Origin of the sequence: Weizmannia sp. FSL W8-0676 (genome assembly GCF_038593015.1) — a bacterium.
GTDB lineage: Bacteria > Bacillota > Bacilli > Bacillales > Bacillaceae_C > Weizmannia > Weizmannia coagulans.
Genome location: NZ_CP151954.1, coordinates 1,222,958 through 1,249,178 on the forward strand (window position 1 = coordinate 1,222,958; position 26,221 = coordinate 1,249,178).

A 26,221-nucleotide genomic window follows, 5' to 3' on the forward strand; every position below is an offset into this window, starting at 1 on the left:
TACATAAATAACCCGGGTGCCGTCTGAGGTTTTCAATCGGCAACCAATCCTGTTATAATGCAAAATATCAGGGAATATACGCTTAATGGATACATGGAATGAGGCGGTGTAAATAAATGGAAAAACAGAAAAAACCAAAAAATGAACTGTTCGAATGGGTGAAAGCGCTGCTGATCGCTGTGGCACTGGCCGGCATTTTGCGCTATTTTTTCTTCGCCCCGATCGTGGTCGACGGTTCTTCCATGATGCCGACTTTGAAAAACGGCGACCGGATGATTGTAAATAAAATCGGGACCCCGAAACGGTTCGACATCGTCGTTTTCCACGCCCCGGAAGGCAAAGATTATATCAAAAGGGTCATCGGGCTGCCGGGCGACCGGATCGAGTATAAAAATGACGTCCTGTATATTAACGGGAAAGCGTATAAAGAGCCTTATCTCGATAAATATAAAAAAGCCGTTGCCGACGGACCGCTTACGGAAGATTTTACCTTAAAAGATTATATCGGGCGCGACACGGTGCCAAAAGGGCAGATTTTTGTGATGGGCGATAACCGCCGGTACAGCAAAGACAGCCGCCAGATCGGGACCATTCCGCTTAGCAAGGTGGTCGGGGAGACAAACTTTGTATACTGGCCGGTGAAAGATGCCCATATGATCAATAAATAAGCGCCCGGCAGCTGCACATTTTACGGAAAAAAGTAACCGTGATGGAGTTGACGCATGATGGCAATACAATGGTTTCCGGGCCATATGGCGAAGGCAAGGAGAGAAGTGACCGAAAAATTAAAACTGGTCGATATCGTTTTTGAACTGCTGGATGCAAGGATCCCGGTTTCCTCCGCCAATCCGATGCTGGATGAACTGATTCAGCAAAAGCCGCGGATCAAATTGTTGAACAAGGCGGATATGGCGGATCCGGCTGCTACAGCCCGCTGGCTTGAAATATTATCCGGCGGCAATACGCATGTCCTTGCCATTGACGCGCAAAGCGGAAAAGGGCTCGACAAAATGGTGAAACTGGCTGAACAGATTTTGCAGCCAAAATGGGTGAGACTGCGGGCAAAAGGCATCCGTCCGCGTGCGATCCGGGCGATGATTGTCGGGATTCCGAACGTCGGCAAATCGACGCTCATTAACCGGCTTGCCGGGAAAAATATCGCCAAAACCGGCAATACGCCGGGCGTGACAAAAGCGCAGGCATGGATAAAAGTCGGGAAAACGATGGAACTCCTCGATACGCCCGGAATCCTCTGGCCGAAATTCGAAGACAAGGAAACCGGCTATAAGCTCGCCTTAACCGGCGCAATTAAAGACACGATCCTCAACCTGCAGGACGTTTCCGTATTTGGCCTGCGTTTTCTTGAAAAACATTATCCCGGCGCATTAAAAGCCCGGTATAAGCTCCGGGATATCCCGGACATCGTACCCCTTTTTGACCATATTGGGCGCCTGCGCGGCTGTTTGCGGGCGGGAGGGGAAATCGATTACGACAAAACGGCTGAGGTGATTATCCGTGATATCCGCGGCATGAAACTGGGGCCTCTGACATTTGATTTGGGATAAGCGCCTCCGTAAAAGGGGCGCTTATTTTTCATAGGAGGGGAAACATTGAAAATCAGTGATATTGAAGCGCGGCTTTCAGAAATGACAAATCCGTCCGATCCGTTCGTCAAGAAGTTGCGCCGGGATGAACGGAAAGGCGCACAAAAAGCGCTGGAAAAATGGATGAGAAAATTAGAAAAAGAGCGTGAACAGCTTGAAAAATTCCGGGAGATGGCCCGGTTTGAAGACGCCCTGCGCAGCCACGGCTGCCGCCTGATCGCCGGAATAGACGAGGCAGGCAGGGGGCCGCTTGCCGGTCCGGTTGTAGCCGCTGCCGTTATTCTTCCAGAAGACTTTTACCTGCCCGGCCTGAACGATTCCAAACAGCTTTCCGAAAAACAGCGGGAGGCCTTTTTTGCGCGGATCCAGGAAGAAGCCCTTGTCGGCGTCGGCTTTGCCAGTGCAGAAGAAATTGACCGGATGAATGTTTACGAGGCGGCCAAAAAGGCGATGCTTGCGGCTTTGGGCCATTTGCCCGCTTCTCCGGACCATTTGCTGATCGATGCGATGGAAATTCCGGCCCCGTACCCGCAAACTTCGATTGTAAAAGGGGATGCGAAAAGTATTTCAATTGCCGCGGCATCTGTGATTGCAAAAGTAACGAGAGACCGGTATATGCAGGAAATGGATGAAAAATATCCCGGGTACGGTTTCGCCATACATAAGGGGTACGGGACGAAAAAACATCTGGAAGCGATCATGAAGCTTGGCCCGTGCCCGATCCATAGAAAATCGTTTGCGCCGATTAAAGACAGGCCGACAATCCGCCGATAAATAAGCAAGAAGGAAGAAACAGGGCGGGGGGTAAGCATGCAAATTTCTTTTGGCAAACAACCATTTATTAAAGCCGGCTCAAATATCCGCACGTTTGCTTTTCAAACGGGGCAGATTTTTTCCGGCGCCATCCAAAAACTGTTTCCAAATGACACCGCACTTGTCCGGGCAGGCGGGCGTGCGTTTGCCGCGAAACTCGAAGTGCCGCTTGAAGCCGGAAAAAACTACTGGTTTCAAACGGTTTTGGTCGATGGTGAAGTCCGGCTGAAAATGCTCTCGGAAGCCGATGCAAACGGCAATGCCGGCAAAGCTTTGCTCCCGCAAATGCAGCTGCCGCCGGGGAAAACGTTCCAGTCCCTTGTCTCGTACTTGGCTGAACGGGGGATTCCGTTTACAAAAAATGACATTGCCGCAATCGGCGCATGGCTGAAGCATGTGCCGGATCTTGCAAACGGGCTGGAAACGGCTGCCCTCATGCTGCAAGAAGGCTTTCCTGTGACGGAGGGCGTGTTCACTTCTCTCCGTACCTTCGTGCAAAACACACCGGTAGATCAGCTTTTAAACCGGCTGCAGCAGGCGCTTCAGCAGGGGGAACAGACGCCGGAAACCAGGCAATTGCTTGCGCTTATCAGGGACCTTGGGGCGGGCAACGGGCAGGTGACAGTAGAGGCGCTGCGCCTGCAAATCAAAGAGAAGATTCAAAAAATGGGGCTTTTTTATGAAGCGGGGCTTTTGCATGGGGACAAAGACGCGGACAAGGATGGGCTACCTTTAAAAGCACTGCTTGTTGAGTTGCTGCAAAAAGGCGGGGGAACAAAAGCAGCCCGGGATGCAGCAGACGAAATCGTGCAGAAACTGAACGGCCAGCAACTGCTTTCGCTTCCCGGCGGGGCGGTGCAGCACATTTGGATGGAAATTCCGCTTTCTTTCGCGCGCTTTCAAACGAATGCCGTTGTGCAATGGTCAGGCAGGCGGAAAAAAGGCGGAAAAATAGACAGTAACTATTGTAAAATCATTTTTTACTTAAATCTTCAGTTTATGAAAGAAACATTGGTCGAGATGAATGTGCAAAACCGGATCGTTTCCATCCGCATTTCCAGTTTGAAAAAGGGCCTCCAGGAAGCCGTAAAGCCTTTTTTGCCGGCCTTAAAGGAAGGCCTTTCCAAAACCGGTTACACATTGTCTGATGTCCGGTTCGGGGAATTCCAGCCGGGTGCTGTGCGTGCCGCGCTCAGCCGGCCGGACGTTTCCGGGAAAGGGGTTGACCTTAGGATATGAAGGATCCACAAAAAGACATAAAAGAAGCGGTCGCGCTCCAGTACAGCCCGGATGCGCATTCCGCCCCTGTCGTGAAGGCAAAAGGCAAAGGGGACACGGCCAGGCGGATTATCGAAGAGGCAAAAAAAGCGAATGTCCCGATCCAGCAGGACCCGGATCTTGCCGCGCTGCTCGGCCGGCTCGATATCAACGAAGCGATCCCGGAAGAACTGTATGCGGCTGTGGCCGAGGTGTTTGCCATGATTTACCGCCTCGACCAGTCGCTAAAAAACAAGGATATCAAATGAACGAAAGTTTTACATCAGGCCCAGGCGCCCATTTGAATAAAGATTGCGATTCACAGCAGGCAAACGAACGGTGAAATTCTGTCCATTTTATACTGCAAAAAATATTTTTGAATAATAATAGCCATTTTAGTTCATTATGGTAGACATCTTTTCCGATGTTTATTAAAATGAAAGCGCAGTTAATTTTTTGAACAGTTTGATAGGAGGATGGAACATGAATATTCACGAGTATCAGGGCAAAGAGATCCTGAGAAAATACGGGGTCGCTGTGCCGAACGGGAAAGTGGCCTTCACCGTGGATGAAGCGGTGGAAGCGGCGAAATCGCTCGGAACAGATGTATGTGTAGTAAAAGCGCAAATTCATGCCGGCGGCCGCGGAAAAGCAGGCGGCGTCAAAGTGGCAAAAAATTTGGATGAGGTTCGTACATACGCGCAGGAACTGCTTGGCAAAACGCTTGTGACGCATCAGACAGGCCCTGAAGGCAAAGAAGTGAAGCGCCTCTTGATTGAAGAAGGGTGTGACATTCAAAAAGAATACTATGTCGGCCTTGTTTTGGACCGTGCGACAAGCCGGGTTGTGCTGATGGCTTCTGAAGAAGGCGGCACGGAAATTGAAGAAGTGGCGGCCAAAACACCGGAAAAGATTTTCAAAGAAACCATTGACCCGGCAGTCGGCCTGTTGCCGTTCCAGGCGCGCCGCATTGCATTCAACATCAATATTCCTGCTAAACTTGTAAATCAGGCTGTTAAATTTATGACAGGCCTTTATCAAGTATTTGTGGAAAAAGACTGCTCGATCGCGGAAATCAATCCGCTTGTTGTAACCGGCGACGGAAAAGTGATGGCGCTCGATGCCAAATTGAATTTTGATTCGAACGGCTTGTTCCGCCAGCAGGATATTCTGGCATACCGCGATCTCGAAGAAGAAGACCCGAAAGAAATTGAAGCGTCGAAATACGATTTGAGCTATGTCGCCCTTGACGGCAATATCGGCTGCATGGTAAACGGCGCCGGCCTTGCGATGGCGACAATGGACATTATTAAATATTACGGCGGCGATCCGGCCAACTTCCTTGATGTCGGGGGCGGCGCAACGGAAGAAAAAGTAACGGAAGCGTTTAAAATTATTTTATCGGACGAAAAAGTCAAAGGCATTTTTGTCAACATTTTCGGTGGCATTATGAAATGCGATGTCATTGCTTCCGGCGTCGTTGCAGCCACAAAACAGGTCGGGCTCGACATTCCGCTCGTTGTCCGTCTTGAAGGGACCAATGTGGAACTCGGGAAGAAAATTTTAAACGAATCCGGGTTGAAAATTGTGGCAGCTGAATCGATGGCAGACGGCGCACAAAAAATTGTCGAACTGGTCAGCTAACAGCAGCTGTTCATTCGGGCCAAATGCGAACAAATATTCTTGAATGAAGAAGGCAGGGGAAAAAAGTGAGCATTTATGTAAATAAAGACACGAAAGTCATTGTCCAGGGGATTACCGGGAAAACCGCGCTTTTCCATACAAAACAATGCTTGGAATACGGAACGAAAATTGTCGGCGGCACAAGCCCTGGCAAAGGCGGGACTGAAGTAGAAGGCGTGCCGGTCTTTAATACGGTGGAAGAAGCCGTTGAAAAAACGGGCGCAACCGTTTCGGTTATCTATGTGCCAGCCCCGTTTGCGGCAGATGCGATTATGGAAGCGGTCGATGCAGAACTCGATCTTGTCATCTGTATTACTGAGCATATTCCGGTATTGGATATGGTCAAAGTAAAACGTTATATGGAAGGAAAGAAAACGCGCCTGATCGGGCCGAACTGCCCGGGCATCATCACGCCTGACGAATGCAAAATCGGCATTATGCCGGGTTATATTCATAAAAAAGGCCATGTCGGGGTCGTTTCCCGTTCCGGCACGCTGACTTATGAAGCCGTCCATCAGCTGACGCGCGCCGGCATCGGCCAGACAGGAGCGATCGGCATCGGCGGCGACCCTGTGAACGGCACCAACTTTATTGATGTATTAAAAGAATTTAATAATGATCCGGAAACAGAAGCGGTCATTATGATCGGTGAAATCGGCGGGACGGCGGAAGAAGAAGCCGCCAAATGGGTGCAGGCAAACATGAAGAAACCGGTTGTCGGATTTATCGGCGGTGTCACAGCGCCTCCAGGAAAACGGATGGGCCACGCCGGCGCCATCATTTCAGGCGGCAAAGGAACTGCAGCCGAAAAAATCCGCACGATGAACGAATGCGGCATCCAGGTGGCCGAAACGCCGGCGGTCATTGGGGAAACGCTGATCCGTGTCCTGAAGGAAAAAGGCCTTTACGAGAAATGTAAAAACCTTTAAGCGGCGGCACCGGCCGTCCCGGTACCCGCATTTTCCGGGGCAGCCCGGTGAAACTGCCAGACCCGGTTGCCATTTTTTATGCTGCAGCCGGGTTCTATTATGCTTTTTCAATGAAATACTGTTTGAAAGCGAGGCAAACAATGGAATCGTTAAAAATCAAATACATTCATTTGGATCATTGCAGGGGACTTTCCCGCGTGCAAAAAATGAAAATCCTCGAATTTGATCCGCTGCTTGAAAAAATCTGTCGGATTCCCCCTGAAACACTGCGCGCCATGCTTCAGATGCAAAAGGAAACGTTTGAACGATTTTATGAAGACCTCCTTCATCTTGACATCAAACCCTATTTAACCCTCTACCGGGAAAAACAGATCCGGATGACAGCCCGTTTTGAACCGGAATATCCGCCGCTTCTGAAAGAAACGTACCAGCCTCCTGCCATACTCTATTCAATCGGAAATATATCATTGCTGAAAAAACGTGCGCTGGCCGTTGTCGGATCAAGAAAGGCCGGTTCCTATGCGGAAAAAGCCGCCGATCATTTGCTGCCGCCCCTGATCGAAAAACAGTTTACCATTGTCAGCGGGCTGGCGAGAGGGGCGGATGCGATTGCCCACCGTGCTGCCATGAAATTTGGGGGAAAGACGATTGCGGTGCTCGGAAGCGGATTTTTTCATATTTATCCGCGGGAAAATATAGGGATGGCGGAGAAAATAAAACAGGGCCATTTACTCCTGTCGGAATATCCGCCGTTTACGCGCCCTGAAAAATGGCGTTTTCCGGAACGCAACCGGATCATCAGCGGCATTTCGGAAGGTGTGCTCGTGCTTCAGGCGGAAAAACGGAGCGGCTCTTTGATCACGGCAGATTACGCCCTCCAGGAAGGGCGGGAAGTTTTCAGCGTGCCGGGAAACGTTCTGGACAGCCTGTCGGAAGGAACGAACCATCTCATCCAGCAGGGCGCAAAACTGGTGACGTGCAGCGGGGACATTTTGGAAGAACTGCTTCCGGCAAGGTAAAATTGTCAGGGAAAATTCATAAATGGGGAGCGATTTTCCGATTTTGTGAAAAAACGCATGATTTTTGGATAAAATGTATATAAAATAGAGAAAGAATAGATAAAATTTTCAAAATGAAATCGTTTGCTATGTTGATTTTTCATCATCCGTGCTGTTACAATTGACAAATGCGGGTATCCATGCCCATAATTACAGATGATTTTGTTTGAAAAATGAAAGCAAAGTTGCTGCAAAGAGAGGGTATAAGCTCTCCAGGGAGGATTTTTGAATGTCAGACTACTTAGTGATTGTAGAATCACCTGCAAAAGCGAAAACGATTGAAAAATATTTGGGAAAAAAATATAGAGTGAAAGCTTCCATGGGGCATGTGCGCGACTTGCCGAAAAGCCAAATGGGGGTGGATGTGGACGACCATTTTACACCGAAGTACATTACAATCAGGGGCAAGGGGCCAGTCTTAAAAGATTTGAAAAACGCGGCCAAAAAAGCAAAAAAAGTCTATCTTGCCGCCGACCCTGACCGCGAAGGGGAAGCGATTGCCTGGCATCTCGCCAACAGTCTGAATCTGGATGTGCATTCGGACTGCCGCGTCGTATTTAATGAAATTACAAAGGACGCGATCAAAGAATCATTTAAACATCCGCGCCCGATCAATATGGACCTTGTCGACGCCCAGCAGGCAAGGCGGATTTTGGACCGCCTCGTCGGTTATAACATCAGCCCGCTTTTATGGAAGAAAGTGAAAAAAGGTTTGAGTGCGGGCAGGGTACAGTCCGTTGCCGTCCGCCTCATCATTGACCGGGAAAATGAAATCAAATCGTTTGTGCCGGAAGAGTACTGGACAATTGCCGGATCCTTTAAAAAAGGGAAAGACACGTTCCAGGCATCTTTTTACGGTGTGGACGGAAAAAAAATGCAGCTGAAGTCAGAAGCGGATGTGAAAAAAATTACCGGCCTGCTGAAAAGCGACAAGTTCCAGGTTTCTTCCGTCACGCACAAAGAGAAGAAACGGAATCCGGCACCGCCGTTTACGACTTCTTCCCTGCAACAGGAAGCCGCCCGGAAACTGAACTTCAGGGCGAAAAAAACAATGATGGTGGCCCAGCAGCTGTATGAAGGCATCGACCTTGGAAAAGAAGGCACTGTCGGGCTGATCACGTATATGAGAACAGACTCGACCCGGATTTCGGATGTCGCAAAAACAGAAGCCAATCAATATATTCAGGAAAAATTCGGGGAAAACTATTTGCGCCAGGAAGAAAGAAAAGAGAAAAAGCAGGCAAATGCCCAGGATGCGCACGAAGGGATCCGGCCAACAAGCATTTTCCGGGACCCGGGTTCGCTCAAGTCCTTTTTAAGCAGAGACCAGTATAAGCTGTACAAATTGATTTGGGAACGCTTTATGGCTAGCCAGATGGCCCCTGCGATACTGGATACGATGAGTGCCACGCTGGCAAACGGCACAGTCTTGTTCCGGGCTTCCGGTTCAAAAATCCAGTTTCCGGGCTTTATGAAAGTGTATGTGGAAGGTTCCGACGACCAGCAGGAAGAAGGAGAACGTTATTTGCCGCATCTCGAAGAAGGGGATGTTGTCCACTCCGAGTCGATCGAACCGAAACAGCATTTCACCCAGCCGCCGCCACGCTATACCGAAGCCCGGCTTGTCAAAACACTGGAAGAACTTGGAATCGGGAGGCCGTCCACCTATGCGCCGACATTGGATACAATCCAAAAGCGCGGCTATGTGGCACTTGAAAATAAGCGGTTTGTCCCGACAGAGCTCGGCGAAATCGTGCTCGAACTGATCCGGGAATTTTTCCCCGAAATCATAGATGTCGAATTCACCGCTGATATGGAAAAAGACCTGGATGAAATTGAAGAAGGAAAAGTGCCATGGGTCCAAGTCATTGATGCGTTTTATCAAAATTTCGAAGCCCGCCTGAAAAAAGCGGAAAACGAAATGGAGAAAATCGAAATCAAAGATGAAGAAACGGGGGAAATGTGCGAGCTGTGCGGAAGCCCGATGGTGTATAAAATGGGGCGTTACGGCAAGTTTATGGCTTGCAGCAATTTTCCTGACTGCCGCAATACGAAACCAATCGTTAAAAAAATCGGCGTCACTTGCCCGAAATGCGGCAAAGGCGAAATCATTGAGCGGAAAACAAAGAAAAACCGCATTTTCTACGGGTGCGACCGTTATCCGGAATGCGATTTTGTCTCATGGGATAAGCCGGTTGGCAGGAAGTGCCCGAAGTGCGGCGACACGCTTGTTGAGAAAAAACTGAAAAAAGGGACGCAAATCCAGTGCGTGCATTGTGATTATAAAGAGCAGTCGGTGGAATAATGATTGGGCCATGCCGGAACTTTGCAGCCTTGCGCGGAGCGGGCGGCAAAGTTCGGGCTGATGAAAATGAATATTTACATTTTTACGAGAAAATACAGCTTATTCTTTTACTTCTTGCAGCAGCTGGTGTAAAATGTTTAAAGGACAGTTGCGACAAAAAACGACAGATTTCCCGAATCGTTGGCGGCACCGTCCAAAAGCTTTTCAGTAAACGGCATTCCCGGCTTTTCACGGGTGGGAAGCGCCAGTCAAGAGGACAATTCAAAAATTTATGAAAAATATGTAACATTCGTTGCAATCCGATCCGGAAATGTGTTATGATTTAACCGGATTTCCGAATGCCGTCTCTTGGCTTCGAAGCATATGAGCCGGCGGGAGACGGGTTTCGGTTGGCACAAGCCGGGGATGACGGACACCCGGCCCGGCGCAAAAATGCCGGCTGGCGGGTTTGCCCGGGCCGCTTTGCCGGGCCGGAAAAAATGGCAATAACCCGGAAAGCCCCTGTGATCCATCAACGTGAAGGGTGGAGTAAAGCAGGCCCGTTTCCCCGCACATGTGAGGTGTTAAACAGATGAACGGCGAACTGTCCGGCTATTTGCTTTCTTTTATGGAATACATGCAAGTGGAAAAAAACTATTCCGCATATACAATCAAATTTTACCGTCTGGATCTGGAGGATTTTTTTGTGTTTTTAACCGCACAGGGGATCGCCTCGCTAGACGAGGTGGGGTATCCGGCGGGGAGGCTGTATTTGACAACGTTGCATGAACATGGGTACAGCCGCGCCACGGTAGCACGGAAAATATCCAGCATTCGCAGTTTTTTCAAATTCCTGATGCGGGAGCAGATTGTCAAGGAAAATCCCTTTGCACTTTTATCACAGCCGAAACAACATAAGCGTCTGCCCAAATTTTTTTATGAGGAAGAAATGGAGCAACTATTTGCGGCATGTGAAGGGGATGATGCATTGTCCCGGCGCAACCGCGCTTTGCTCGAAATCCTGTATGCGACCGGCATCCGCGTGAGCGAGTGCGTCAATATCCGGTTGCAGGATATTGATTTTGAATTCGAGACGATCCATGTAAAAGGGAAAGGAAAAAAAGAACGGATCGTGCTGTTCGGCCATTTTGCAGGGGAAGCCGTTTCGGATTATATGGCGCATGCACGGAAAACGTTGATGCGCGGCAAAAAAGACCATTCCTATTTATTTGTAAATGCACGCGGCGGCGCATTGACCGATAAAGGTGTCCGCTATATTTTAAATGAAATGATCAAAAAAGCGGCACTGACCGGAAAAATTCATCCCCATATGTTGCGGCACACATTTGCAACCCATTTGCTGAACCACGGGGCTGATTTGCGCACAGTACAAGACCTTCTTGGGCATGAAAGCTTGTCTTCCACGCAAGTCTACACACATGTAACCAAGGAGCATTTGCGGAAAACCTATATGGCTTACCACCCGAGAGCATAGCAATGCAAGGCGGTTCGCTTTGATTACATAGGAGGTGCTGATATGGGTGATTTTCACGCAACCACAATATTTGCCATCCGCCATAACGGGAAAAGCGCAATGGCAGGGGACGGGCAGGTGACGCTCGGAAACGCCGTCGTGATGAAAAACACGGCCAAAAAAGTCCGCCGGCTGTTTAACGGAAAAGTGCTGGCCGGTTTTGCGGGCTCAGTTGCGGATGCTTTTACGCTTTCCGAGATGTTTGAAGGAAAACTGCAGGAATATAATGGCAACCTGACGCGTGCAGCAGTGGAACTGGCCAAAATGTGGAGAAGCGATAAAGTGCTCCGAAAGCTCGAAGCGATGCTGATTGTCATGGATGAAAACAATTTACTGCTTGTCTCGGGAACGGGGGAAGTCATTGAACCGGATGACGGCATCCTCGCCATCGGCTCGGGCGGCAATTACGCGCTCGCTGCCGGCCGCGCACTGAAACGGTATGCGGCAGAAAACTTTACCGCAAAAGAAATTGCGCGGGCTTCCCTTGAAATCGCATCCGAAATTTGTGTATTTACAAATTCAAACATTATCGTGGAAGAGTTATAAGCGGAATGGGCAGCCGGTACCGGTATAATTCCATAAAGGAGTGAGCGGATTGGCCAACACGTTTATAAAAACAAACAGTTTGACACCAAGGCAGATTGTTGAGCGCCTGGACCAGTATATTGTCGGCCAGAAAGAAGCGAAGCGGGCAGTTGCCGTGGCGCTCAGGAACCGTTACAGAAGAAGTCTGTTGTCTGAAAAAATGCGGGAAGAAATTATTCCTAAAAACATTTTGATGATCGGGCCGACCGGTGTCGGAAAGACGGAAATCGCAAGAAGAATGGCGCGGCTTGTCGGTGCCCCGTTCGTCAAAGTGGAAGCCACGAAGTTTACGGAAGTCGGATATGTCGGCCGGGATGTGGAGTCGATGGTACGCGACCTTGTCGAGACGGCTGTCCGGCTTGTAAAAGAAGAAAAAATGAATGGCGTGCGCGATCAGGCGGAGAAAAATGCAAATGAGCGCCTCGTCGATTTGCTTGTCCCGTCGCGGAAGAAGCAGGGGAATTTCAAAAACCCGTTTGAAATGATTTTTGGCGGCGGCGGGCAGCAGGATACGGCACCGGATGAAGAGGAGGAGGAGTACTCCAAAAGGGAGCAGAAACAGCGTATACGGGAAAAACTCTTAAACGGTGAACTGGAAGGTGAGCCAGTTACCGTGGAAGTGGAAGAGCAGGCCCCGTCCATGTTTGATTTGTTCCAGGGTTCCGGCATGGAACAAATGGGCATGAGTGTGCAGGACGCGCTTGGCAATCTGCTGCCGAAAAAAACTAAACGGCGGAAATTGCCGGTCAGGGAAGCAAGAAAAGTGCTTGCGCAGGATGAGGCACAGAAACTGATCGACATGGACGAAGTGACCCAGGAAGCCATTTTCCGGGCGGAACAAACCGGCATTATCTTCATTGATGAAATCGACAAAATCGCCTCCAAAAACGGGAGCGGATCCCAGGCGGATGTATCGAGGGAAGGCGTCCAGCGGGATATTCTGCCGATTGTCGAAGGTTCGACGGTTGTCACAAAATACGGCTCCATTAAAACGGATTATATTTTGTTTATTGCTGCCGGCGCTTTCCATATGGCAAAACCGTCCGATCTGATCCCCGAACTCCAAGGGCGTTTTCCGATCAGAGTGGAGCTTGAAAAACTGACTGTTGAGGACTTTGTCAAAATTCTTGTCGAACCGGATAATGCCCTGGTGAAACAATATATTGCATTATTGGAAACAGAAGGTATACAAATAGAATTTTCTGACGAAGCTATTACCAGAATTGCTGAAATTGCTTTTGAAGTGAACCAAAATACCGATAATATCGGGGCGAGAAGACTTCATACCATCATGGAAAAACTGCTCGAAGATCTTTCTTTCGAAGCACCGGACATCCATTTGGAAAAGGTGTCCATCACCCCGCAGTATGTGGACGAAAAGCTCGGCGCGATCTCACAGAACAAAGATTTAAGCCAGTATATTTTATAACCGTTTTGAAAAATCGGATAAGGGTAGACGTGTGATGAAGGCTTTTTGCTCATTTTGCGGCAGGTCCCGGCAATTCAATGCAGTTCAAATACCGAATCAATCTAGGAGGAATGGAAATGAGTTTGTTAGATAAAACAAGGAAAATTAATTCGATGTTGCAAAAAGCAGCCGGACGTCCGGTGAATTTTAAAGAAATGGCGGAAACGCTGAGCGATGTGATTGAAGCCAATATTTACATCGTCAGCCGCCGCGGGAAATTACTCGGCCTGGCCATCAATCAGAAAATTGAAAACGAGCGGATGAAACAAATGTTTGAAGACCGCCAGTTTCCGGAAGAATACACGAACAGCCTGTTTAACATTACGGAAACCTCATCCAATTTGACGATTGAAAGTGAGTACACGGCATTTCCGATTGAAAACAAAGACCTGTTTGAAAAAGGCCTGACAACGATTGTTCCAATCGTCGGCGGCGGGGAAAGAATCGGTACGTTAATTCTGGCCCGTCTTGAGCGGGAATTCGACGAAGAAGATCTTGTCCTGGCAGAATACAGCGCGACGGTTGTCGGCATGGAAATCCTCCGTGAAAAAACAGAAGAAATTGAAGAAGAAGCACGCAGCAAAGCAGTCGTGCAAATGGCCATCAGTTCTTTGTCCTACAGCGAGCTGGAGGCCATTGAACATATCTTTGAAGAATTAAACGGGAAGGAAGGCCTGCTTGTCGCGTCCAAAATTGCGGACCGCGTCGGCATTACCCGCTCTGTCATCGTGAACGCGCTACGTAAACTGGAGAGCGCAGGCGTCATTGAATCCCGTTCCCTTGGCATGAAAGGGACCTATATCAAAGTATTGAATAACAAATTCCTCGTTGAACTTGAAAAAGTCCGTTCTAACTGACGGATAAGCTTTCCGGAATTTGCGTCAAAAAAGGATACGATTCGTATCCTTTTTTTATTGCTGTTTAATTTACCAGAAAAACGAACAAATACTAATATCTGGATATTTATAAAGTTTAAGGAAATCCGGCCTGCCAATAGTGTTTCCCAGTAATTGTAAATTTTTGCAACCCCGGGCGCATCAAGGCACTTGAAAAATTTTTTTGCGCCTTTTTCACAAGGCGGGAAGAATGGATTAATCCGAAAGTCCCACTTTTAAAAAATTTTTTTGTGATTTAAAAATATGTTCATTTACAGCCCGTTATGAAACAATTAAAATAAAAAATAGCAAACAATTTGTCGTATAAAAGAAAAAAATGTCAAGTTTATGTAATGAGGTGTCCATTGATGAGTCTCTCTTCCACTGCGTTACGGTCGCTTGAGCATGCATTGCAGTATGCTTCGCTCCGGCAGAAAGTGATTTCAAACAATATTGCCAATGCGGACACACCAAATTATAAGGCGCAGGATGTCAGTTTCAAAAATGTGCTGGAGGATTCGGTCAATGCCCTATCAGCAAACCGGACAGACCCCCGGCACTTCCGTTTTTCCGCCGGGGATTCAAACCCGGAAATTGTGACGGAATCCGGCACCACTTACAACAGCAACGGCAACAGTGTTGACATCGATACTGAAATGGCGAACCTTGCCAGCAACCAGATTTATTACGAGGCTCTGATTGAGCTGGAAAAAGGAAAGCTTTCATCCTTATTAAATGTCGTGAGAGGAGGTCAGTAAGATGTCCATGTTCACCGGAATGAACATTTCTTCTGAAGCCTTATCGGCACAGCGTTTACGGATGGATGTCATCTCTTCCAATATTGCGAACGCCGATACAACAAGAGATACATATGTAAACGGGAAATGGCAGCCATACCGCCGGAAAGAAGTGGTGCTTGCTGCAGGAGGCGGTTCTTTTGCCTCCATATTTCGTTCGAAACTCGGAATGCAGGGTGCCGGTTCCGGCGTCCAGGTGGCCGGCATTGTCGAAGATAACAGCGATTTTAAAAAAGAATACAATCCGGATGATCCGGATGCAGATGCGAATGGATATGTGACAAAACCAAATGTGGATCTCTTAACGGAAATGACTGGTATGATCAGCGCCACCCGTTCGTATGAAGCCAATGTCACAGCGTTGAATGCTTCCAAAGCGATGCTGATGAAGACGCTCGAACTCGGGCAGTAACAGGGAAAATTCCGCGCGTGAAAGGAGGCGAATGATGTGGCTATCCAACAAATCAGCCAGATGCCGTCCGCAAGTTTCAGCGGGCTGTCGCCAAAACCGGCGGGCACCGCTCCGTCCGCGAACGGCTCCGTTTCATTTTCGGACTTGCTGAAGCAGTCTGTCAATGAACTGAACAAACAGCAGAACAATTCCGACAATATGATCACAAAACTATCGAACGGCGAAAATGTGGACCTGTACCAGGTGATGGTCGCCGTGCAAAAAGCAAACCTTTCGATGCAGGCGGCACTGGAAGTCAGAAACAAAGCAGTCGAAGGCTATAAAGAAATGATGCAGATGCAAGTATAACGTTCTGATCCGGTACACATAAAGCCGTTTCCCGGTCATAGCGCCCGGATCCTTTCCACCTGCCATCAGGCGGAAAGGATGCCGGAACGTTCGTTGTTTGCTGTCCAATTATTCTATTTATGAAACACCGTGAATTTTTTATCCCGGGGGATAATGATGAATGAAAAGTTAAAACAATCTTTTCAAAACCTGAAAGGGTTTTGGAAAAGCAGGAGCAAGAAGCAGAAAACAATCGGCATATCCGCCGTTGCCCTTATGCTGGTACTTGCTGCCGGAATCACTTATTTTATGACGAAAACAAAATACGCGCCGCTCTACAGCGGGCTGGATGTCTCCGAAACAGGATCCATCAAGGATGAACTAGACCAGGAAGGCGTTCCGTCCAAAATCACGGACGGCGGCAAAACGATCGAAGTGCCTGAAGACCGGGTGGACGATTTGAAAGTCACATTGGCTGCAAAAGGGCTGCCAAAGACCGGCAGCATCGACTATTCCTTTTTCAGCCAGAATGCAAAATTCGGGATGACAGACAATGAATTTAACGTCGTAAAGCTCGATGCGATGCAGACGGAACTGGAGAATCTGATTGAACAGATGGACGGCGTCGAAAAAGCAAAGGTGATGATCAATCTGCCGAACCAAAGTGTCTTCGTAGCCGACAGCCAGGCAAAAGCTTCCGCATCGGTTGTCCTGACGTTAAAACCCGGTTATGAGTTGGACCAAAACCAGATAAAAGCCGTTTACAACCTTGTTTCGAAAAGCGTTCCGAATCTTCCTACTGATAATATCGTCATTATGAACCAGAATTTTGAGTACTATGACATAAATTCTTCAAGTTCTTCCGGAAATGCTTATACACAGCAGCAGGCGATCAAAAAACAAATCGAACGGGACATCCAGCAGCAGGTGCAAACGATGCTTTCCACGCTGATGGGTGCAGGAAAAGCGGTTGTCACCGTTACAGCGGATATCGATTTTACACAGGAAAAACGCGAGGAAGATCTCGTTGAACCGGTTGATAAGACGAATATGAAAGGCATTGAAATCAGCGCAAAAAAAATTCAGGAAACATACAAGGGTACCGGCGCAGCAGCCGGAACGCCATCAGGCAGCACGGATTCTGTCGGCTCTTCCTATGTATCCGGGTCGAACGGGAACGGGACGTATTCCAAAACAAGCGACACGATCAACTACGAAGTAAACCGGATTAAACGGAAAATTACAGAGAGCCCGTACAAAATCCGCGATCTCGGCATAGAAGTCATGGTCGAGCCGCCGGTCAGAACAAAACGCTCTTCCTTGCCCGCTTCCCGGTTAAAAGATATTAAATCGATGCTTTCTACGATTGTCAGAACGTCGATTGACAAGTCAAGCGGCACAAGGCTGACCAATCGAACGGTTGCCGATAAAATCGCGGTTTCCGTCCAGCCGTTTGCAGCCAATGCGCCGGAGAAGGCGGAAAAAGCTTCAATCCCGTGGTGGGTATACGCGATTGGCGGAGGTTTGCTTCTCGTGATTGCCGTGCTCATCTTCCTCATGATCCGGAACAGACGGCGGGCTGCTTCGGAGGCTGAAGAAGAGATGGTGGAAGAAACGCCGGAAAAAACGGCACCGCCCCGTATTCCGGACGTAAATGAGGAACAGGAAAACGACGCTACAGCAAGGCGGAAGCAGCTTGAAAAAATGGCAAAGGAAAAACCGGATGAGTTTGCAAAACTATTGCGGTCATGGCTTTCCGAAGAATAGGAGGGAGACAAGATGGCAAGTAAAGAAAAAACATTATCCGGCAAAGAAAAAGCAGCCGTTCTCCTGATTTCTCTCGGCCCGGACGTATCGGCATCCGTCTACAAACACTTAACGGAAGAAGAAATCGAAAAACTGACGCTGGAAATCTCAGGCGTCAGAAAAGTCGACAATGAAACGAAGGAAAGAGTGCTGACCGAATTTCACCATATTGCTTTGGCACAGGACTATATTACCCAGGGCGGGATCGGTTACGCCAAAATGGTTCTCGAAAAAGCGCTTGGCCCGGAACAGGCGACATCCATCATCAACCGGCTGACTTCATCGCTGCAGGTGCGCCCTTTTGATTTTGCCAGAAAAGCAGATGCGGCCCAGATTCTGAATTTTATCCAGGATGAACACCCGCAGACGATCGCCTTGATTTTGTCCTACCTGGATCCGGAAAAAGCCGGGCAGATCCTTTCCGAGCTTCCGCCTGAAATGCAGGGGGACATTGCCAGAAGAATTGCCTTAATGGAAGGCACATCCCCTGAAATTATCAACGAAGTGGAAGCGATTTTGGAAAGGAAGCTGTCCGCGACGGTGACGCAGGATTATACGCAGACAGGCGGGGTGGACTCTGTTGTCGAAGTGCTGAACGGGGTCGACCGTACGACGGAGAAAACGATCCTTGACTCGCTGGAACAGAAAGATCCCGAACTTGCCGAAGAGATCAAGAAACGGATGTTTGTATTCGAAGATATCGTCACCCTGGACAACCGTTCCATTCAGCGCGTCATCCGCGAATGTGAAAATGAAGATCTGCTTCTTGCGCTGAAAGTCTCAAGCGACGAAGTGAAAGAAATTATTTTCCGCAATATGTCGCAACGGATGGCCGATTCCATGAAAGAAGAAATGGAGTATACGGGCCCGGTACGGCTGCGTGAAGTCGAAGAAGCCCAGTCGAGAATTGTGTCCATTATCCGCAGGCTGGAAGACAGCGGTGACATCATCATCGCGAGGAACGGAGGCGACGACATCATTGTCTAATATTATTAAAACAAAGCACAATGCAGGTGTTGTTTCCAAAATGCGCGTGATCAGCGTGCGCCGGCTCCCTGCTTTGCCCGAAGAAACGGGAGATGCAACCGCTGTGAAAGAGGATATTTTCGCAAAATATCAAACCGAGGCAGAGCGCCTGCTTTTGGACAGCCAAAAAGAAGCAGAAGCAGTACGCCGGCAAGTTGCCGAAGAAAAAAAACAGTGGGAGCAGGAAAAAGCAAAGCTCACCAAAGAAGCACAGCGCCAAGGGTTTGAAGCCGGTTATGCCGATGGCCGCAAGGAAGGGTTTGAAAGCATCCGCAACCATTTAAACGAGTCAATTGACATCGTCAACCGTTCCAAAGAGGCGTTTAAAAAACATTTGGCAGCATCGGAAAAAGATATTTTGGAACTCGCGATGAAAGCAGCAGGAAAAATTTTGCATGACACGCTTGAAACATCCCCCGAAAAAATGCTTTCCATCGTAAAAAACGTGTTAAAAGAAGCGGCCGGGTATAAAGAAGTCGATCTCCATATCCATCCGGGGCAATACGCCTTTGTGATGGATAACAAGGAAGAACTTGATGCCCTCTTCCCGAACGATACAAAATGCTATGTCTACCCGGATGATTCGCTTAAACCGTACCAGGTCTATATCGAAAGCGGCAGCGGTAGGATTGACGCAAGCATTGACATCCAGCTGTCGGAACTTAAGGCAAAGCTTTTGGAACTGATCGGGGAGGATGCGGAATGAAGGCAGCCGGTCTCTTAAATTATATACCCGCAATCGGGACGTTTAAACATTACGGAAAAGTAAAAAGAGTGATCGGGTTAATGATCGAATCACTCGGACCGGAAAGTTCCATCGGCGATATCTGTTATATTCATGTGGACAACAAAAAAAATGCGAAAAAAATCATTGCCGAAGTTGTCGGATTCCGTGACGGGAATGTCATTTTAATGCCTTATACGAACATCCAGGAAATCTCTCCCGGCAGCCTTGTGGAAGCAACGGGGAAACCCATGCAGGTAAAAGCAGGCCCGCGGCTGTTGGGAAAAGTCATTGACCCTCTGGGCATGCCGCTCGACCATTCCCCGCTTCCCGCCGGCCTAAAACCGATTCCGATCGACCGGACGCCGCCCAACCCGCTCAAGCGCCCGCCGATCAGGGAACCGATTGAGCTCGGCGTCCGCGCGATCGACAGTTTGCTGACGGTTGGAAAAGGCCAGCGGATCGGCATTTTTGCCGGAAGCGGCGTCGGCAAAAGCACCCTGCTCGGCATGATTGCACGCAACACAAATGCCGACCTGAATGTGATCGCCCTGATCGGGGAGCGGGGCAGGGAAGTAAGGGAATTTATTGAGCACGACCTCGGCCCGGAAGGTTTAAAAAAGTCCATTGTTGTCGTGGCAACAAGCGACCAGCCGGCATTGATGCGGATTAAAGGCGCCTATACGGCAACAGCGATTGCGGAATATTTCAGAGACCGGGGCCTTAATGTCATGTTTATGATGGACTCGGTTACCCGGGTCGCGATGGCCCAGCGAGAAGTCGGGCTGGCAACGGGGGAACCGCCGGCTACAAAAGGATATACTCCTTCCGTTTTCGCGATTTTGCCGAAGCTTTTGGAAAGGACCGGTACAAATGAATCCGGCACGATTACCGGCATTTACACCGTGCTTGTCGACGGGGATGATATGAATGAACCGATTGCCGATACAGTGCGCGGCATTTTAGACGGGCATTTTGTCCTGGACAGGGATTTGGCAAATAAAGGGCAGTACCCGGCAATCAATATTTTAAAAAGCGTCAGCCGGCTGATGAGCCAGCTTGCAAGTCCCGCGCACAAAAAAGCCGCGGAAAAGATCCGCGAACAGTTAAGCACTTATTTGAATTCGGAAGACCTGATCAATATCGGCGCTTATAAACCGGGTGCATCAAAAGAAATTGATGAAGCGATCGAACGCTATCCGAAAATTGTTTCTTTTATCAAGCAAAGCACCGACGAAACCTGCAGCATGGAAAGCAGCATCAGGGCTTTAATCGGGCTTGCGGAAACGGGTGAGTGGGCATGAATTATCATTATAAATTCGAGAAAATCCTTGATGTCAGAGAAAAGGAAAAAGACGAGGCGCTCAGTGCTTACAAAAATGCGGTACAGGCATTTGAAAATGTGGCCCGTGAGCTGTACGGGCTTTTGAAAAAGAAAGAGGACCTGGAAGCCCGCCAGGCTGAGAAAATGAAAACGGGCCTTTCCGTCCAGGAAATCCGGCATTACCGGCGGTTTATTGATGATATTGAAAAATCAATCCATTATTACCAGAACCTTGTCATGAATGCACGCAACCGGATGAACTGGCACCAGCAGAAGCTGCAGGAGAAAAATATAGAAGTCAAAAAATATGAAAAACTGAAAGACAAAGATTACAGCCGTTTTCTGATGAAACTAAAGCTACAGGAAGAAAAGCAGGCGGATGAAATTTCAACCCAGACTTTTTACCACTAAAGCCTGAAAACCGGGTGATGTTATGCGCAAAAAAATGGAAGAAATCGAGACAGCAGAAGAAGAAGAAAAAGGCGGCAAACTGCAGTGGTTTTTCTATGTGATTCTGATTCCGCTGCTGTTTGCTACAGCGATGGCGATCATTATCGCCACCATCTCGGGCGTCAATGTCATCAGCAAAGCATCGGGCCTGGCCCATCAGGTGACCGGGATGTTTGGCGCAGACGGGAACGAAAAAGGGCAGAAGCAAAGCGGCACATTCAGCGAAACGCAGTATAAAAGCCAGATCCGTTCTTTACAAAAACAAGTGACGGAAAAAGACAAAGAAATCAGCAAGCTGCAATCCGAACTGGACAAAAGCCAGCAGAACAATTTGAAAATGAAACAGACAGTATCCGATCTGAAGCAACAACTAAAGAAAGCCCAGCAACAACAGGCAGCCAACCAGAAAAAATTAAAAGAAATTGCAAGCACCTATGAAAATATGAATCCGGAAAACGCGGCTGCCATTATTCAAAAAATGAACGACCAAGAGGCAACGGGAATCCTTTCCCAGCTCAGTTCGGAGACACTGGCGAACGTCCTTGAAAAAATGAGCGCCGATAAAGCAGCAAAATATACACAAATGCTCGGGCGTACAGGAACATAAGCCGTCCGGCAAACTTGAAAGGAGGTGAAAAACATGAACGTTAATTCGGCTCTTCAACTTATGCCATTTTCTCCGCCAGGCACGCAAACAGCTGGCGCGCTGTTTCAGACGCAGCCATCCGGGTTTTTTCAGCTTTTGAGCCTTGCCGGCCAGGACAGCGGGCGGATGACGGAAAACCAGGAGGCAGTGGATGTTTGCCAAAAGCTTCAACAAATGATTGTGGCGGTTTTAACGGAAAAGGCCGGGGCAGCGGAACAGGCTGCAGAAGATGGAAGCCGGGATGAAGAGGGTGATATGCAGGCCGTTTCCGCCCTTTTCAATCGGATTGTGCGGTTTGCCGGTGCTGAAGATGAAAATAGCAAAAAAATGATACAAGAAACAAAAACGGCAATCGAAACGGGCGATGCCGCGGCGGCTATCATGAATATGGCGCAAATGCTCGCCTCCATGCCGGTCCCGTCTTTAATAAAGCTCGGCCTTGAAGATGCGAAAACATTGCTCGGACAGGCAGGTGCTGTTCTAAAAACGTATCCCAGGAATACAGCGGTAGGAATCAAAATGATGCAGACAACGGAACAATTATCCCGGTTGTCCGAAAAAATCGGCCGCTTTCTAAAGGCGGTTTCAGCAGATGATGCAAACGGGGGGCAGACGGTTTCAAGCGGGCCGCAACAGCCGGGCGTTGCCGTAAAAGAAGAAATATTAAAAACGGCTTATTTGCATTTAACCGACGAAAAAGCGGATTCGTCCCTGCTAAAAAAGGCGCCTGCTCTTCCTTTATCCCCAAATGCCGCTGCGCAGGGAATGGCTTCCGGACCGGATAGTGCCAAGCCGGCGCAAAACGGGCAGGAAAGCAACCGGGCGCTGCTTCAAACCGGGCTGTTTTCTGCAAACAGGGCGGTTCCGGAGATGACGGAAGCGGCATCGCCGGCAAATGAAGAAAGCGACCCGGCTGCTCCAGGTACGGGCACCGCCGGAACAGCGCCGCTGCAAACGGATAAAAATGGACTGGCGGAAGCCTTATCAAAGGATGGCCGCTTGTCCCGCCGGCAGGAAGGGTCGCCGTTCAGCATGGCAGAGGAAGCCGTGGCCGTGAATGAAAACACCGGGTATCCGGCCGCAAAACCGGTGCAGGCGGGTGCTTCAGGAGCGGATGCCCAAAATGGCAAAGCAGTTACCCGGGGCAATACGCCAAATGAAAACGGGACTGGCGGGCCATTACAAAATAATGGGCCCGTTGTGCAAACGAGCGCCGCCCATCTGCAGGCAAATACCGGGCAGCCTGGCAGTGACAGTGGACCCAAGCCGCTACTAAAAACACCGGTTGATGAGGTGCAGGCTGCTGTGCCGGGCCAGCATACGGATCTCCAGCAGGAAAACGGAAAACCGGGAGACAGCAGCCGGCATGTTGTGCCGAATTTTTCCCGGGAAATCCAGCAAACAGGGCAATCCGGAAACGATAGTACCGGAGATGGGATGGCAAACGGATGGGAAACCGGTAAACGAAGCCCCGTTGCGCATAACAGCACCCATCTTCAACCAGCAGAAGAAATAAACGGGAACGGCAATACGGCCCCGGCATTTTCACTCTCTGGCAAAGTGGAACAGTTCGTCCTTTACACCGGCGAAAAACACAACTCGGTTTCGTACCGGCAGTTCGTCCAGGAATTTGCCAATATCATCCAAAAGGCAGCCTATTCCACCCATAAAGGCGCAAGCAGGCTGTTGATCCGCCTTGAACCTGAAAACCTCGGTTCTTTGCGCGTTGAATTGCTTGAGCAGGATGGAAAACTGGCAGCAAAAATCCTGACAGACACCGGTGCGGCAAAAGATTTGCTTGATTCCCAGCTGCAGCAGCTTAAACATGCTTTGGCAGGCCAGCAGGTCCAATTAACAAAAATGGATGTTGAATACCGCGATACAGCGGCGCAAACAGCCCACGGCCAGCCCGGGGACAGCGGGGGCCGCGAACAACGGCAACAGCAGCAAAAGCGGCGGGAAAACCCGGAAGCGGGACATTTTTCAGCCATGTTGGAAAACAATATGATTGATGCGGAAGCGTAGGTGAATGACATGACTTCTATTGACCCGAGCCTGCTGTTGAGCAATCAAAATACAGCTTCCGGCACGCGTACGGGAAGCAAGACGCTGGATAAAAATGCTTTTTTGAAAATATTGATTGCCCAGCTTCAAAACCAGGACCCGACCAACCCGATGGACGACACGCAATTTGTATCGCAAATGGCGCAGTTCTCCTCATTGGAGCAAATGACGAATTTGAAAGACGATATCGACAACCTGATCAAACTTTCGCAGCAATCGCAGCAAATTGCGTATACACAATATATCGGGAGAACGGTTTCCTGGAAAAAAACCGAAACAGCTGATGACGGGACGGCATCCATTAAGTCGGGAACCGGGACGATTACCGGCATTTCATTCGGTGATGACAATGCGGCCACCTTCACCCTGGATGACGGGACGAAAATCAGTTTTTCCGATATGACAGGGATAGACAGCAGCACTTCAAATGAAGCAGCACTGATTCAGGCAAGCTATTTAATTGGGAAAAAAGTGACCTATACAAATGATGCAGGAGAAGAAGAAACAGCTTCGGTCAGTACCGTTGCCATCCAAAACGGCAGCCTGGTTTTTACACTTGACAACGGGAAAAAAGCCGCAAGCGGGCAGCTTACGAAAATTGCAAACTAGGAAGTGATTGAATGGATAAATGGCATCCATCCATTCCACTGCAGCAATCCGAGCCTTTTCGTTCTTTTAGTCGAACAAGCCGAACCGCGCAGAATCAGAATCAGGCAAGCGGCTTTTCAGGGTATTTGCAGCAGGCGCTGATGGAACCATCCAATCCTGTTTCTTTGAAAATTAGTAAACATGCAAGCGAAAGGCTGCAAGAGCGCGGAATTAAATTGGATGCTTCAACATGGAAGCAAATCGGCAGTAAAGTAGCGGAAGCAAAACAAAAAGGATTGAATGAAACGCTTGTTCTTGTAAATGATGCAGCATTGATTGTCAGCGCGAAAAATTCGACCGTCATTACTGCAATGGGCCGAAATGAAGCAGGTTCCCAAATATTCAGCAATATTAACGGGGCGATTATTTTAGAATCATAGGCTGGACCGTAATGGAAGCCGCAGCTGCCGAATGACGGAAGCAGCTAAATCAAAAAATGAGAGGGGTTATCTTATGTTACGTTCATTATACTCAGGCGTTAGCGGAATGAAAAATTTCCAAACGAAATTGGATACGATCGGCAATAACATCGCTAATGTAAACACGTACGGCTACAAAAAAAGCCGCGTCACGTTTAAAGATGCGATCAGCCAGACGCTGCAAGGTGCAACGGCCCGAACAAGCGCCCAGCAGGTAGGGCTTGGTTCCCAAATCGGTTCCATAGATACAATCGATACGGAAACAAGCTTTGAATCGACCGGCCGTACGCTCGACTTGGCAATCAGCGGGGACGGGTATTTTAGAGTCAGAGGCAACGATGGGCAGATTTATTACACACGTGCCGGAAATTTCTATTTGGATAGCAATGGTAATATTGTTAATTCCGATGGTTACAGCGTGTTAGGGACAAATGGGAATCCAATACAAATCAATTCGTCAACAGTTTCAAATTTTTCGATCGCATCTGACGGAACAATCACAGATCAAAACGGTGCTACAATTGGGACCATTAGCATTGCAACTTTTCCGAACCCGGCCGGTTTGACAAGGGTAGGCGGAAACTTATTTAGGCAAAGTATAAACTCAGGTAATCCAAATACGAATATTACTCCAGGTTCCGGCAGCAATGGCACGATCAAATCCGGCTATCTTGAAATGTCCAATGTCGACCTGTCGGAAGAGTTGACGAATATGATCGTAGCAGAACGCGGGTTTCAGGCGAATACAAGAATTATCACGACATCCGATGAAATTCTGCAGGAACTTGTCAATCTGAAACGATAGGGGGAAGGGGGCCAGGGCTTTTCGCCCGGCCCGCACAATGTGATTGAAGTGACAAAATTAAACGGCAGGGCATTCTGGATTAACGCCATTCATATTGAAACGGTGGAAAGCATGCCGGATACAAGAATCATCCTGACAAACGGCCACGCCTATATTGTCAGGGAGTCGAGCAAAGAAATCGAGCAAAAAGTGACCGCCTTTTTCCGGGTTGTTTCTTTGCTTGGAAGAAATGCCGGGGAGGAGGGGCCGGAATGAATAAAATGGTGCGGATCATGCTTGTGATGATTTCCGTCATTTTACTGGCCGGCATCATCACCATTGTCGTCATTTATAAGTCGAACGAAGCAACAAACGCAACAGGGCCAAATATAGATGAAGTTGTCGACTCTTCCGTTGACATTGACACGATGACAACCAATCTGAAAGACAACCACATTGTCCAGATTGCCATCAAAATTGAAGGAAACGATAAGAAAGCAAAAGAAGAACTGACAAAAAGAGATTTCCAAATCAAAGACATCATGATTGACGAGCTGTCAAATATGAACATGCAGGATTTGCAATCTGAGCAGGGGAAGCAAAAGTTTAAAACAGACATAAAAAACCGGTTAAATAAAATGATGCAGGACGGCGAAGTTGTAAATGTATATATTACTTCCTTTGTTATCCAATAAAAGTATGCC

The 26,221-nt window shown here is 48.6% G+C and carries 28 protein-coding genes; all 28 read left to right on the forward strand.

The window, feature by feature from the left end; translation table 11 throughout:
* The first annotated feature begins 116 nt into the window (after positions 1-116).
* The 28 genes from lepB to fliL all read left to right on the forward strand — a co-directional run bounded on the left by lepB (position 117) and on the right by fliL (position 26,212).
* Positions 117-668 carry a signal peptidase I gene (gene lepB, locus NST20_RS05905; RefSeq protein WP_013859068.1) on the forward strand — a complete coding sequence of 184 codons (552 nt, stop codon included), beginning with the start codon at positions 117-119 and terminating at the stop codon, positions 666-668.
* Positions 669-722: 54 nt separating this feature from the next.
* Positions 723-1,565: a ribosome biogenesis GTPase YlqF gene (ylqF, locus tag NST20_RS05910; RefSeq protein WP_326241664.1), complete on the forward strand. Its 843-nt coding sequence runs from the start codon at positions 723-725 to the stop codon at positions 1,563-1,565.
* Positions 1,566-1,616: 51 nt separating this feature from the next.
* Positions 1,617-2,378, forward strand: a complete 762-nt coding sequence (locus NST20_RS05915; protein ID WP_342400410.1) for a ribonuclease HII — start codon at positions 1,617-1,619, stop codon at positions 2,376-2,378.
* A 36-nt stretch (positions 2,379-2,414) separates the two neighbouring features.
* Entirely contained in the window at positions 2,415-3,656 is a 1,242-nt protein-coding gene (locus tag NST20_RS05920; protein WP_342400256.1) for a hypothetical protein, read from the forward strand.
* Entirely contained in the window at positions 3,653-3,943 is a 291-nt protein-coding gene (locus NST20_RS05925) for an EscU/YscU/HrcU family type III secretion system export apparatus switch protein (protein ID WP_013859072.1), read from the forward strand. Before NST20_RS05920 ends, NST20_RS05925 begins: the two co-directional genes overlap by 4 nt.
* 214 nt (positions 3,944-4,157) lie before the next feature.
* On the forward strand, positions 4,158-5,318 hold the full coding sequence (gene sucC / locus NST20_RS05930) for an ADP-forming succinate--CoA ligase subunit beta (RefSeq protein ID WP_013859073.1): 1,161 nt from the start codon (positions 4,158-4,160) through the stop codon (positions 5,316-5,318).
* A gap of 65 nt (positions 5,319-5,383) precedes the next feature.
* Positions 5,384-6,286, forward strand: a complete 903-nt coding sequence (gene sucD, locus NST20_RS05935) for a succinate--CoA ligase subunit alpha (protein ID WP_041818953.1) — start codon at positions 5,384-5,386, stop codon at positions 6,284-6,286.
* Positions 6,287-6,426: 140 nt separating this feature from the next.
* A complete protein-coding gene (gene dprA / locus NST20_RS05940; protein ID WP_013859075.1) occupies positions 6,427-7,305 on the forward strand; it encodes a DNA-processing protein DprA in 879 nt (292 codons plus the stop codon).
* A 268-nt stretch (positions 7,306-7,573) separates the two neighbouring features.
* A complete protein-coding gene (gene topA / locus NST20_RS05945; protein ID WP_342400257.1) occupies positions 7,574-9,649 on the forward strand; it encodes a type I DNA topoisomerase in 2,076 nt (691 codons plus the stop codon).
* A 571-nt stretch (positions 9,650-10,220) separates the two neighbouring features.
* A complete protein-coding gene (xerC, locus tag NST20_RS05950; protein WP_013859079.1) occupies positions 10,221-11,123 on the forward strand; it encodes a tyrosine recombinase XerC in 903 nt (300 codons plus the stop codon).
* A 42-nt stretch (positions 11,124-11,165) separates the two neighbouring features.
* The gene (hslV, locus tag NST20_RS05955; RefSeq protein WP_013859080.1) at positions 11,166-11,708 is read left to right on the forward strand and encodes an ATP-dependent protease subunit HslV; all 543 of its coding nucleotides are present in this window, start codon (positions 11,166-11,168) and stop codon (positions 11,706-11,708) included.
* Positions 11,709-11,757: 49 nt separating this feature from the next.
* On the forward strand, positions 11,758-13,176 hold the full coding sequence (gene hslU / locus NST20_RS05960) for an HslU--HslV peptidase ATPase subunit (RefSeq protein ID WP_071451865.1): 1,419 nt from the start codon (positions 11,758-11,760) through the stop codon (positions 13,174-13,176).
* A gap of 116 nt (positions 13,177-13,292) precedes the next feature.
* Positions 13,293-14,072 carry a GTP-sensing pleiotropic transcriptional regulator CodY gene (gene codY / locus NST20_RS05965; protein ID WP_029141584.1) on the forward strand — a complete coding sequence of 260 codons (780 nt, stop codon included), beginning with the start codon at positions 13,293-13,295 and terminating at the stop codon, positions 14,070-14,072.
* Between the two features lie 386 nt (positions 14,073-14,458).
* Positions 14,459-14,848: a flagellar basal body rod protein FlgB gene (gene flgB / locus NST20_RS05970; RefSeq protein ID WP_029141583.1), complete on the forward strand. Its 390-nt coding sequence runs from the start codon at positions 14,459-14,461 to the stop codon at positions 14,846-14,848.
* A gap of 1 nt (position 14,849) precedes the next feature.
* Positions 14,850-15,299: a flagellar basal body rod protein FlgC gene (gene flgC, locus NST20_RS05975; protein ID WP_013859084.1), complete on the forward strand. Its 450-nt coding sequence runs from the start codon at positions 14,850-14,852 to the stop codon at positions 15,297-15,299.
* Between the two features lie 36 nt (positions 15,300-15,335).
* Positions 15,336-15,647 (forward strand): flagellar hook-basal body complex protein FliE, encoded by a 312-nt coding sequence (gene fliE, locus NST20_RS05980; protein WP_019721085.1) that lies wholly within the window; start codon positions 15,336-15,338, stop codon positions 15,645-15,647.
* Positions 15,648-15,803: 156 nt separating this feature from the next.
* Positions 15,804-17,393 (forward strand): flagellar basal-body MS-ring/collar protein FliF, encoded by a 1,590-nt coding sequence (gene fliF, locus NST20_RS05985; RefSeq protein WP_017554467.1) that lies wholly within the window; start codon positions 15,804-15,806, stop codon positions 17,391-17,393.
* A 12-nt stretch (positions 17,394-17,405) separates the two neighbouring features.
* Positions 17,406-18,419 (forward strand): flagellar motor switch protein FliG, encoded by a 1,014-nt coding sequence (gene fliG, locus NST20_RS05990; protein ID WP_342400258.1) that lies wholly within the window; start codon positions 17,406-17,408, stop codon positions 18,417-18,419.
* Positions 18,412-19,164 (forward strand): flagellar assembly protein FliH, encoded by a 753-nt coding sequence (gene fliH / locus NST20_RS05995; protein WP_342400259.1) that lies wholly within the window; start codon positions 18,412-18,414, stop codon positions 19,162-19,164. The genes fliG and fliH overlap by 8 nt, the downstream gene beginning before the upstream one ends.
* Positions 19,161-20,486, forward strand: a complete 1,326-nt coding sequence (fliI, locus tag NST20_RS06000; protein WP_328196206.1) for a flagellar protein export ATPase FliI — start codon at positions 19,161-19,163, stop codon at positions 20,484-20,486. Before fliH ends, fliI begins: the two co-directional genes overlap by 4 nt.
* Positions 20,483-20,917 carry a flagellar export protein FliJ gene (gene fliJ, locus NST20_RS06005; RefSeq protein WP_265115392.1) on the forward strand — a complete coding sequence of 145 codons (435 nt, stop codon included), beginning with the start codon at positions 20,483-20,485 and terminating at the stop codon, positions 20,915-20,917. The genes fliI and fliJ overlap by 4 nt, the downstream gene beginning before the upstream one ends.
* A 22-nt stretch (positions 20,918-20,939) precedes the next feature.
* Positions 20,940-21,563, forward strand: a complete 624-nt coding sequence (locus tag NST20_RS06010; protein WP_118497936.1) for an MgtE protein — start codon at positions 20,940-20,942, stop codon at positions 21,561-21,563.
* A 33-nt stretch (positions 21,564-21,596) separates the two neighbouring features.
* Complete coding sequence (locus NST20_RS06015) at positions 21,597-23,627, forward strand: flagellar hook-length control protein FliK (protein WP_342400260.1); 2,031 nt, start codon at positions 21,597-21,599, stop codon at positions 23,625-23,627.
* 9 nt (positions 23,628-23,636) lie between these two features.
* On the forward strand, positions 23,637-24,275 hold the full coding sequence (gene flgD / locus NST20_RS06020; RefSeq protein WP_029141576.1) for a flagellar hook assembly protein FlgD: 639 nt from the start codon (positions 23,637-23,639) through the stop codon (positions 24,273-24,275).
* Between the two features lie 11 nt (positions 24,276-24,286).
* Positions 24,287-24,694 carry a TIGR02530 family flagellar biosynthesis protein gene (locus NST20_RS06025; protein WP_041818962.1) on the forward strand — a complete coding sequence of 136 codons (408 nt, stop codon included), beginning with the start codon at positions 24,287-24,289 and terminating at the stop codon, positions 24,692-24,694.
* A gap of 73 nt (positions 24,695-24,767) precedes the next feature.
* The gene (flgG, locus tag NST20_RS06030) at positions 24,768-25,538 is read left to right on the forward strand and encodes a flagellar basal body rod protein FlgG (RefSeq protein WP_013859096.1); all 771 of its coding nucleotides are present in this window, start codon (positions 24,768-24,770) and stop codon (positions 25,536-25,538) included.
* Between the two features lie 39 nt (positions 25,539-25,577).
* On the forward strand, positions 25,578-25,793 hold the full coding sequence (locus NST20_RS06035) for a flagellar FlbD family protein (RefSeq protein ID WP_041818964.1): 216 nt from the start codon (positions 25,578-25,580) through the stop codon (positions 25,791-25,793).
* Entirely contained in the window at positions 25,790-26,212 is a 423-nt protein-coding gene (fliL, locus tag NST20_RS06040; RefSeq protein WP_013859098.1) for a flagellar basal body-associated protein FliL, read from the forward strand. Before NST20_RS06035 ends, fliL begins: the two co-directional genes overlap by 4 nt.
* The last annotated feature ends 9 nt before the right edge of the window (positions 26,213-26,221 follow it).

What these genes read in the sequence shown, in the direction of transcription:
- lepB (WP_013859068.1), top strand. Translation starts at nt 117, where the DNA reads ATGGAAAAACAGAAAAAACCAAAAAATGAACTGTTCGAATGGGTGAAA.
- ylqF (WP_326241664.1), top strand. Translation starts at nt 723, where the DNA reads ATGATGGCAATACAATGGTTTCCGGGCCATATGGCGAAGGCAAGGAGA.
- NST20_RS05920 (WP_342400256.1), top strand. Translation starts at nt 2,415, where the DNA reads ATGCAAATTTCTTTTGGCAAACAACCATTTATTAAAGCCGGCTCAAAT.
- NST20_RS05925 (WP_013859072.1), top strand. Translation starts at nt 3,653, where the DNA reads ATGAAGGATCCACAAAAAGACATAAAAGAAGCGGTCGCGCTCCAGTAC.
- sucC (WP_013859073.1), top strand. Translation starts at nt 4,158, where the DNA reads ATGAATATTCACGAGTATCAGGGCAAAGAGATCCTGAGAAAATACGGG.
- dprA (WP_013859075.1), top strand. Translation starts at nt 6,427, where the DNA reads ATGGAATCGTTAAAAATCAAATACATTCATTTGGATCATTGCAGGGGA.
- topA (WP_342400257.1), top strand. Translation starts at nt 7,574, where the DNA reads ATGTCAGACTACTTAGTGATTGTAGAATCACCTGCAAAAGCGAAAACG.
- xerC (WP_013859079.1), top strand. Translation starts at nt 10,221, where the DNA reads ATGAACGGCGAACTGTCCGGCTATTTGCTTTCTTTTATGGAATACATG.
- hslV (WP_013859080.1), top strand. Translation starts at nt 11,166, where the DNA reads ATGGGTGATTTTCACGCAACCACAATATTTGCCATCCGCCATAACGGG.
- codY (WP_029141584.1), top strand. Translation starts at nt 13,293, where the DNA reads ATGAGTTTGTTAGATAAAACAAGGAAAATTAATTCGATGTTGCAAAAA.
- flgB (WP_029141583.1), top strand. Translation starts at nt 14,459, where the DNA reads ATGAGTCTCTCTTCCACTGCGTTACGGTCGCTTGAGCATGCATTGCAG.
- flgC (WP_013859084.1), top strand. Translation starts at nt 14,850, where the DNA reads ATGTCCATGTTCACCGGAATGAACATTTCTTCTGAAGCCTTATCGGCA.
- fliF (WP_017554467.1), top strand. Translation starts at nt 15,804, where the DNA reads ATGAATGAAAAGTTAAAACAATCTTTTCAAAACCTGAAAGGGTTTTGG.
- fliG (WP_342400258.1), top strand. Translation starts at nt 17,406, where the DNA reads ATGGCAAGTAAAGAAAAAACATTATCCGGCAAAGAAAAAGCAGCCGTT.
- fliI (WP_328196206.1), top strand. Translation starts at nt 19,161, where the DNA reads ATGAAGGCAGCCGGTCTCTTAAATTATATACCCGCAATCGGGACGTTT.
- fliJ (WP_265115392.1), top strand. Translation starts at nt 20,483, where the DNA reads ATGAATTATCATTATAAATTCGAGAAAATCCTTGATGTCAGAGAAAAG.
- NST20_RS06010 (WP_118497936.1), top strand. Translation starts at nt 20,940, where the DNA reads ATGCGCAAAAAAATGGAAGAAATCGAGACAGCAGAAGAAGAAGAAAAA.
- NST20_RS06015 (WP_342400260.1), top strand. Translation starts at nt 21,597, where the DNA reads ATGAACGTTAATTCGGCTCTTCAACTTATGCCATTTTCTCCGCCAGGC.
- flgD (WP_029141576.1), top strand. Translation starts at nt 23,637, where the DNA reads ATGACTTCTATTGACCCGAGCCTGCTGTTGAGCAATCAAAATACAGCT.
- NST20_RS06025 (WP_041818962.1), top strand. Translation starts at nt 24,287, where the DNA reads ATGGATAAATGGCATCCATCCATTCCACTGCAGCAATCCGAGCCTTTT.
- flgG (WP_013859096.1), top strand. Translation starts at nt 24,768, where the DNA reads ATGTTACGTTCATTATACTCAGGCGTTAGCGGAATGAAAAATTTCCAA.
- fliL (WP_013859098.1), top strand. Translation starts at nt 25,790, where the DNA reads ATGAATAAAATGGTGCGGATCATGCTTGTGATGATTTCCGTCATTTTA.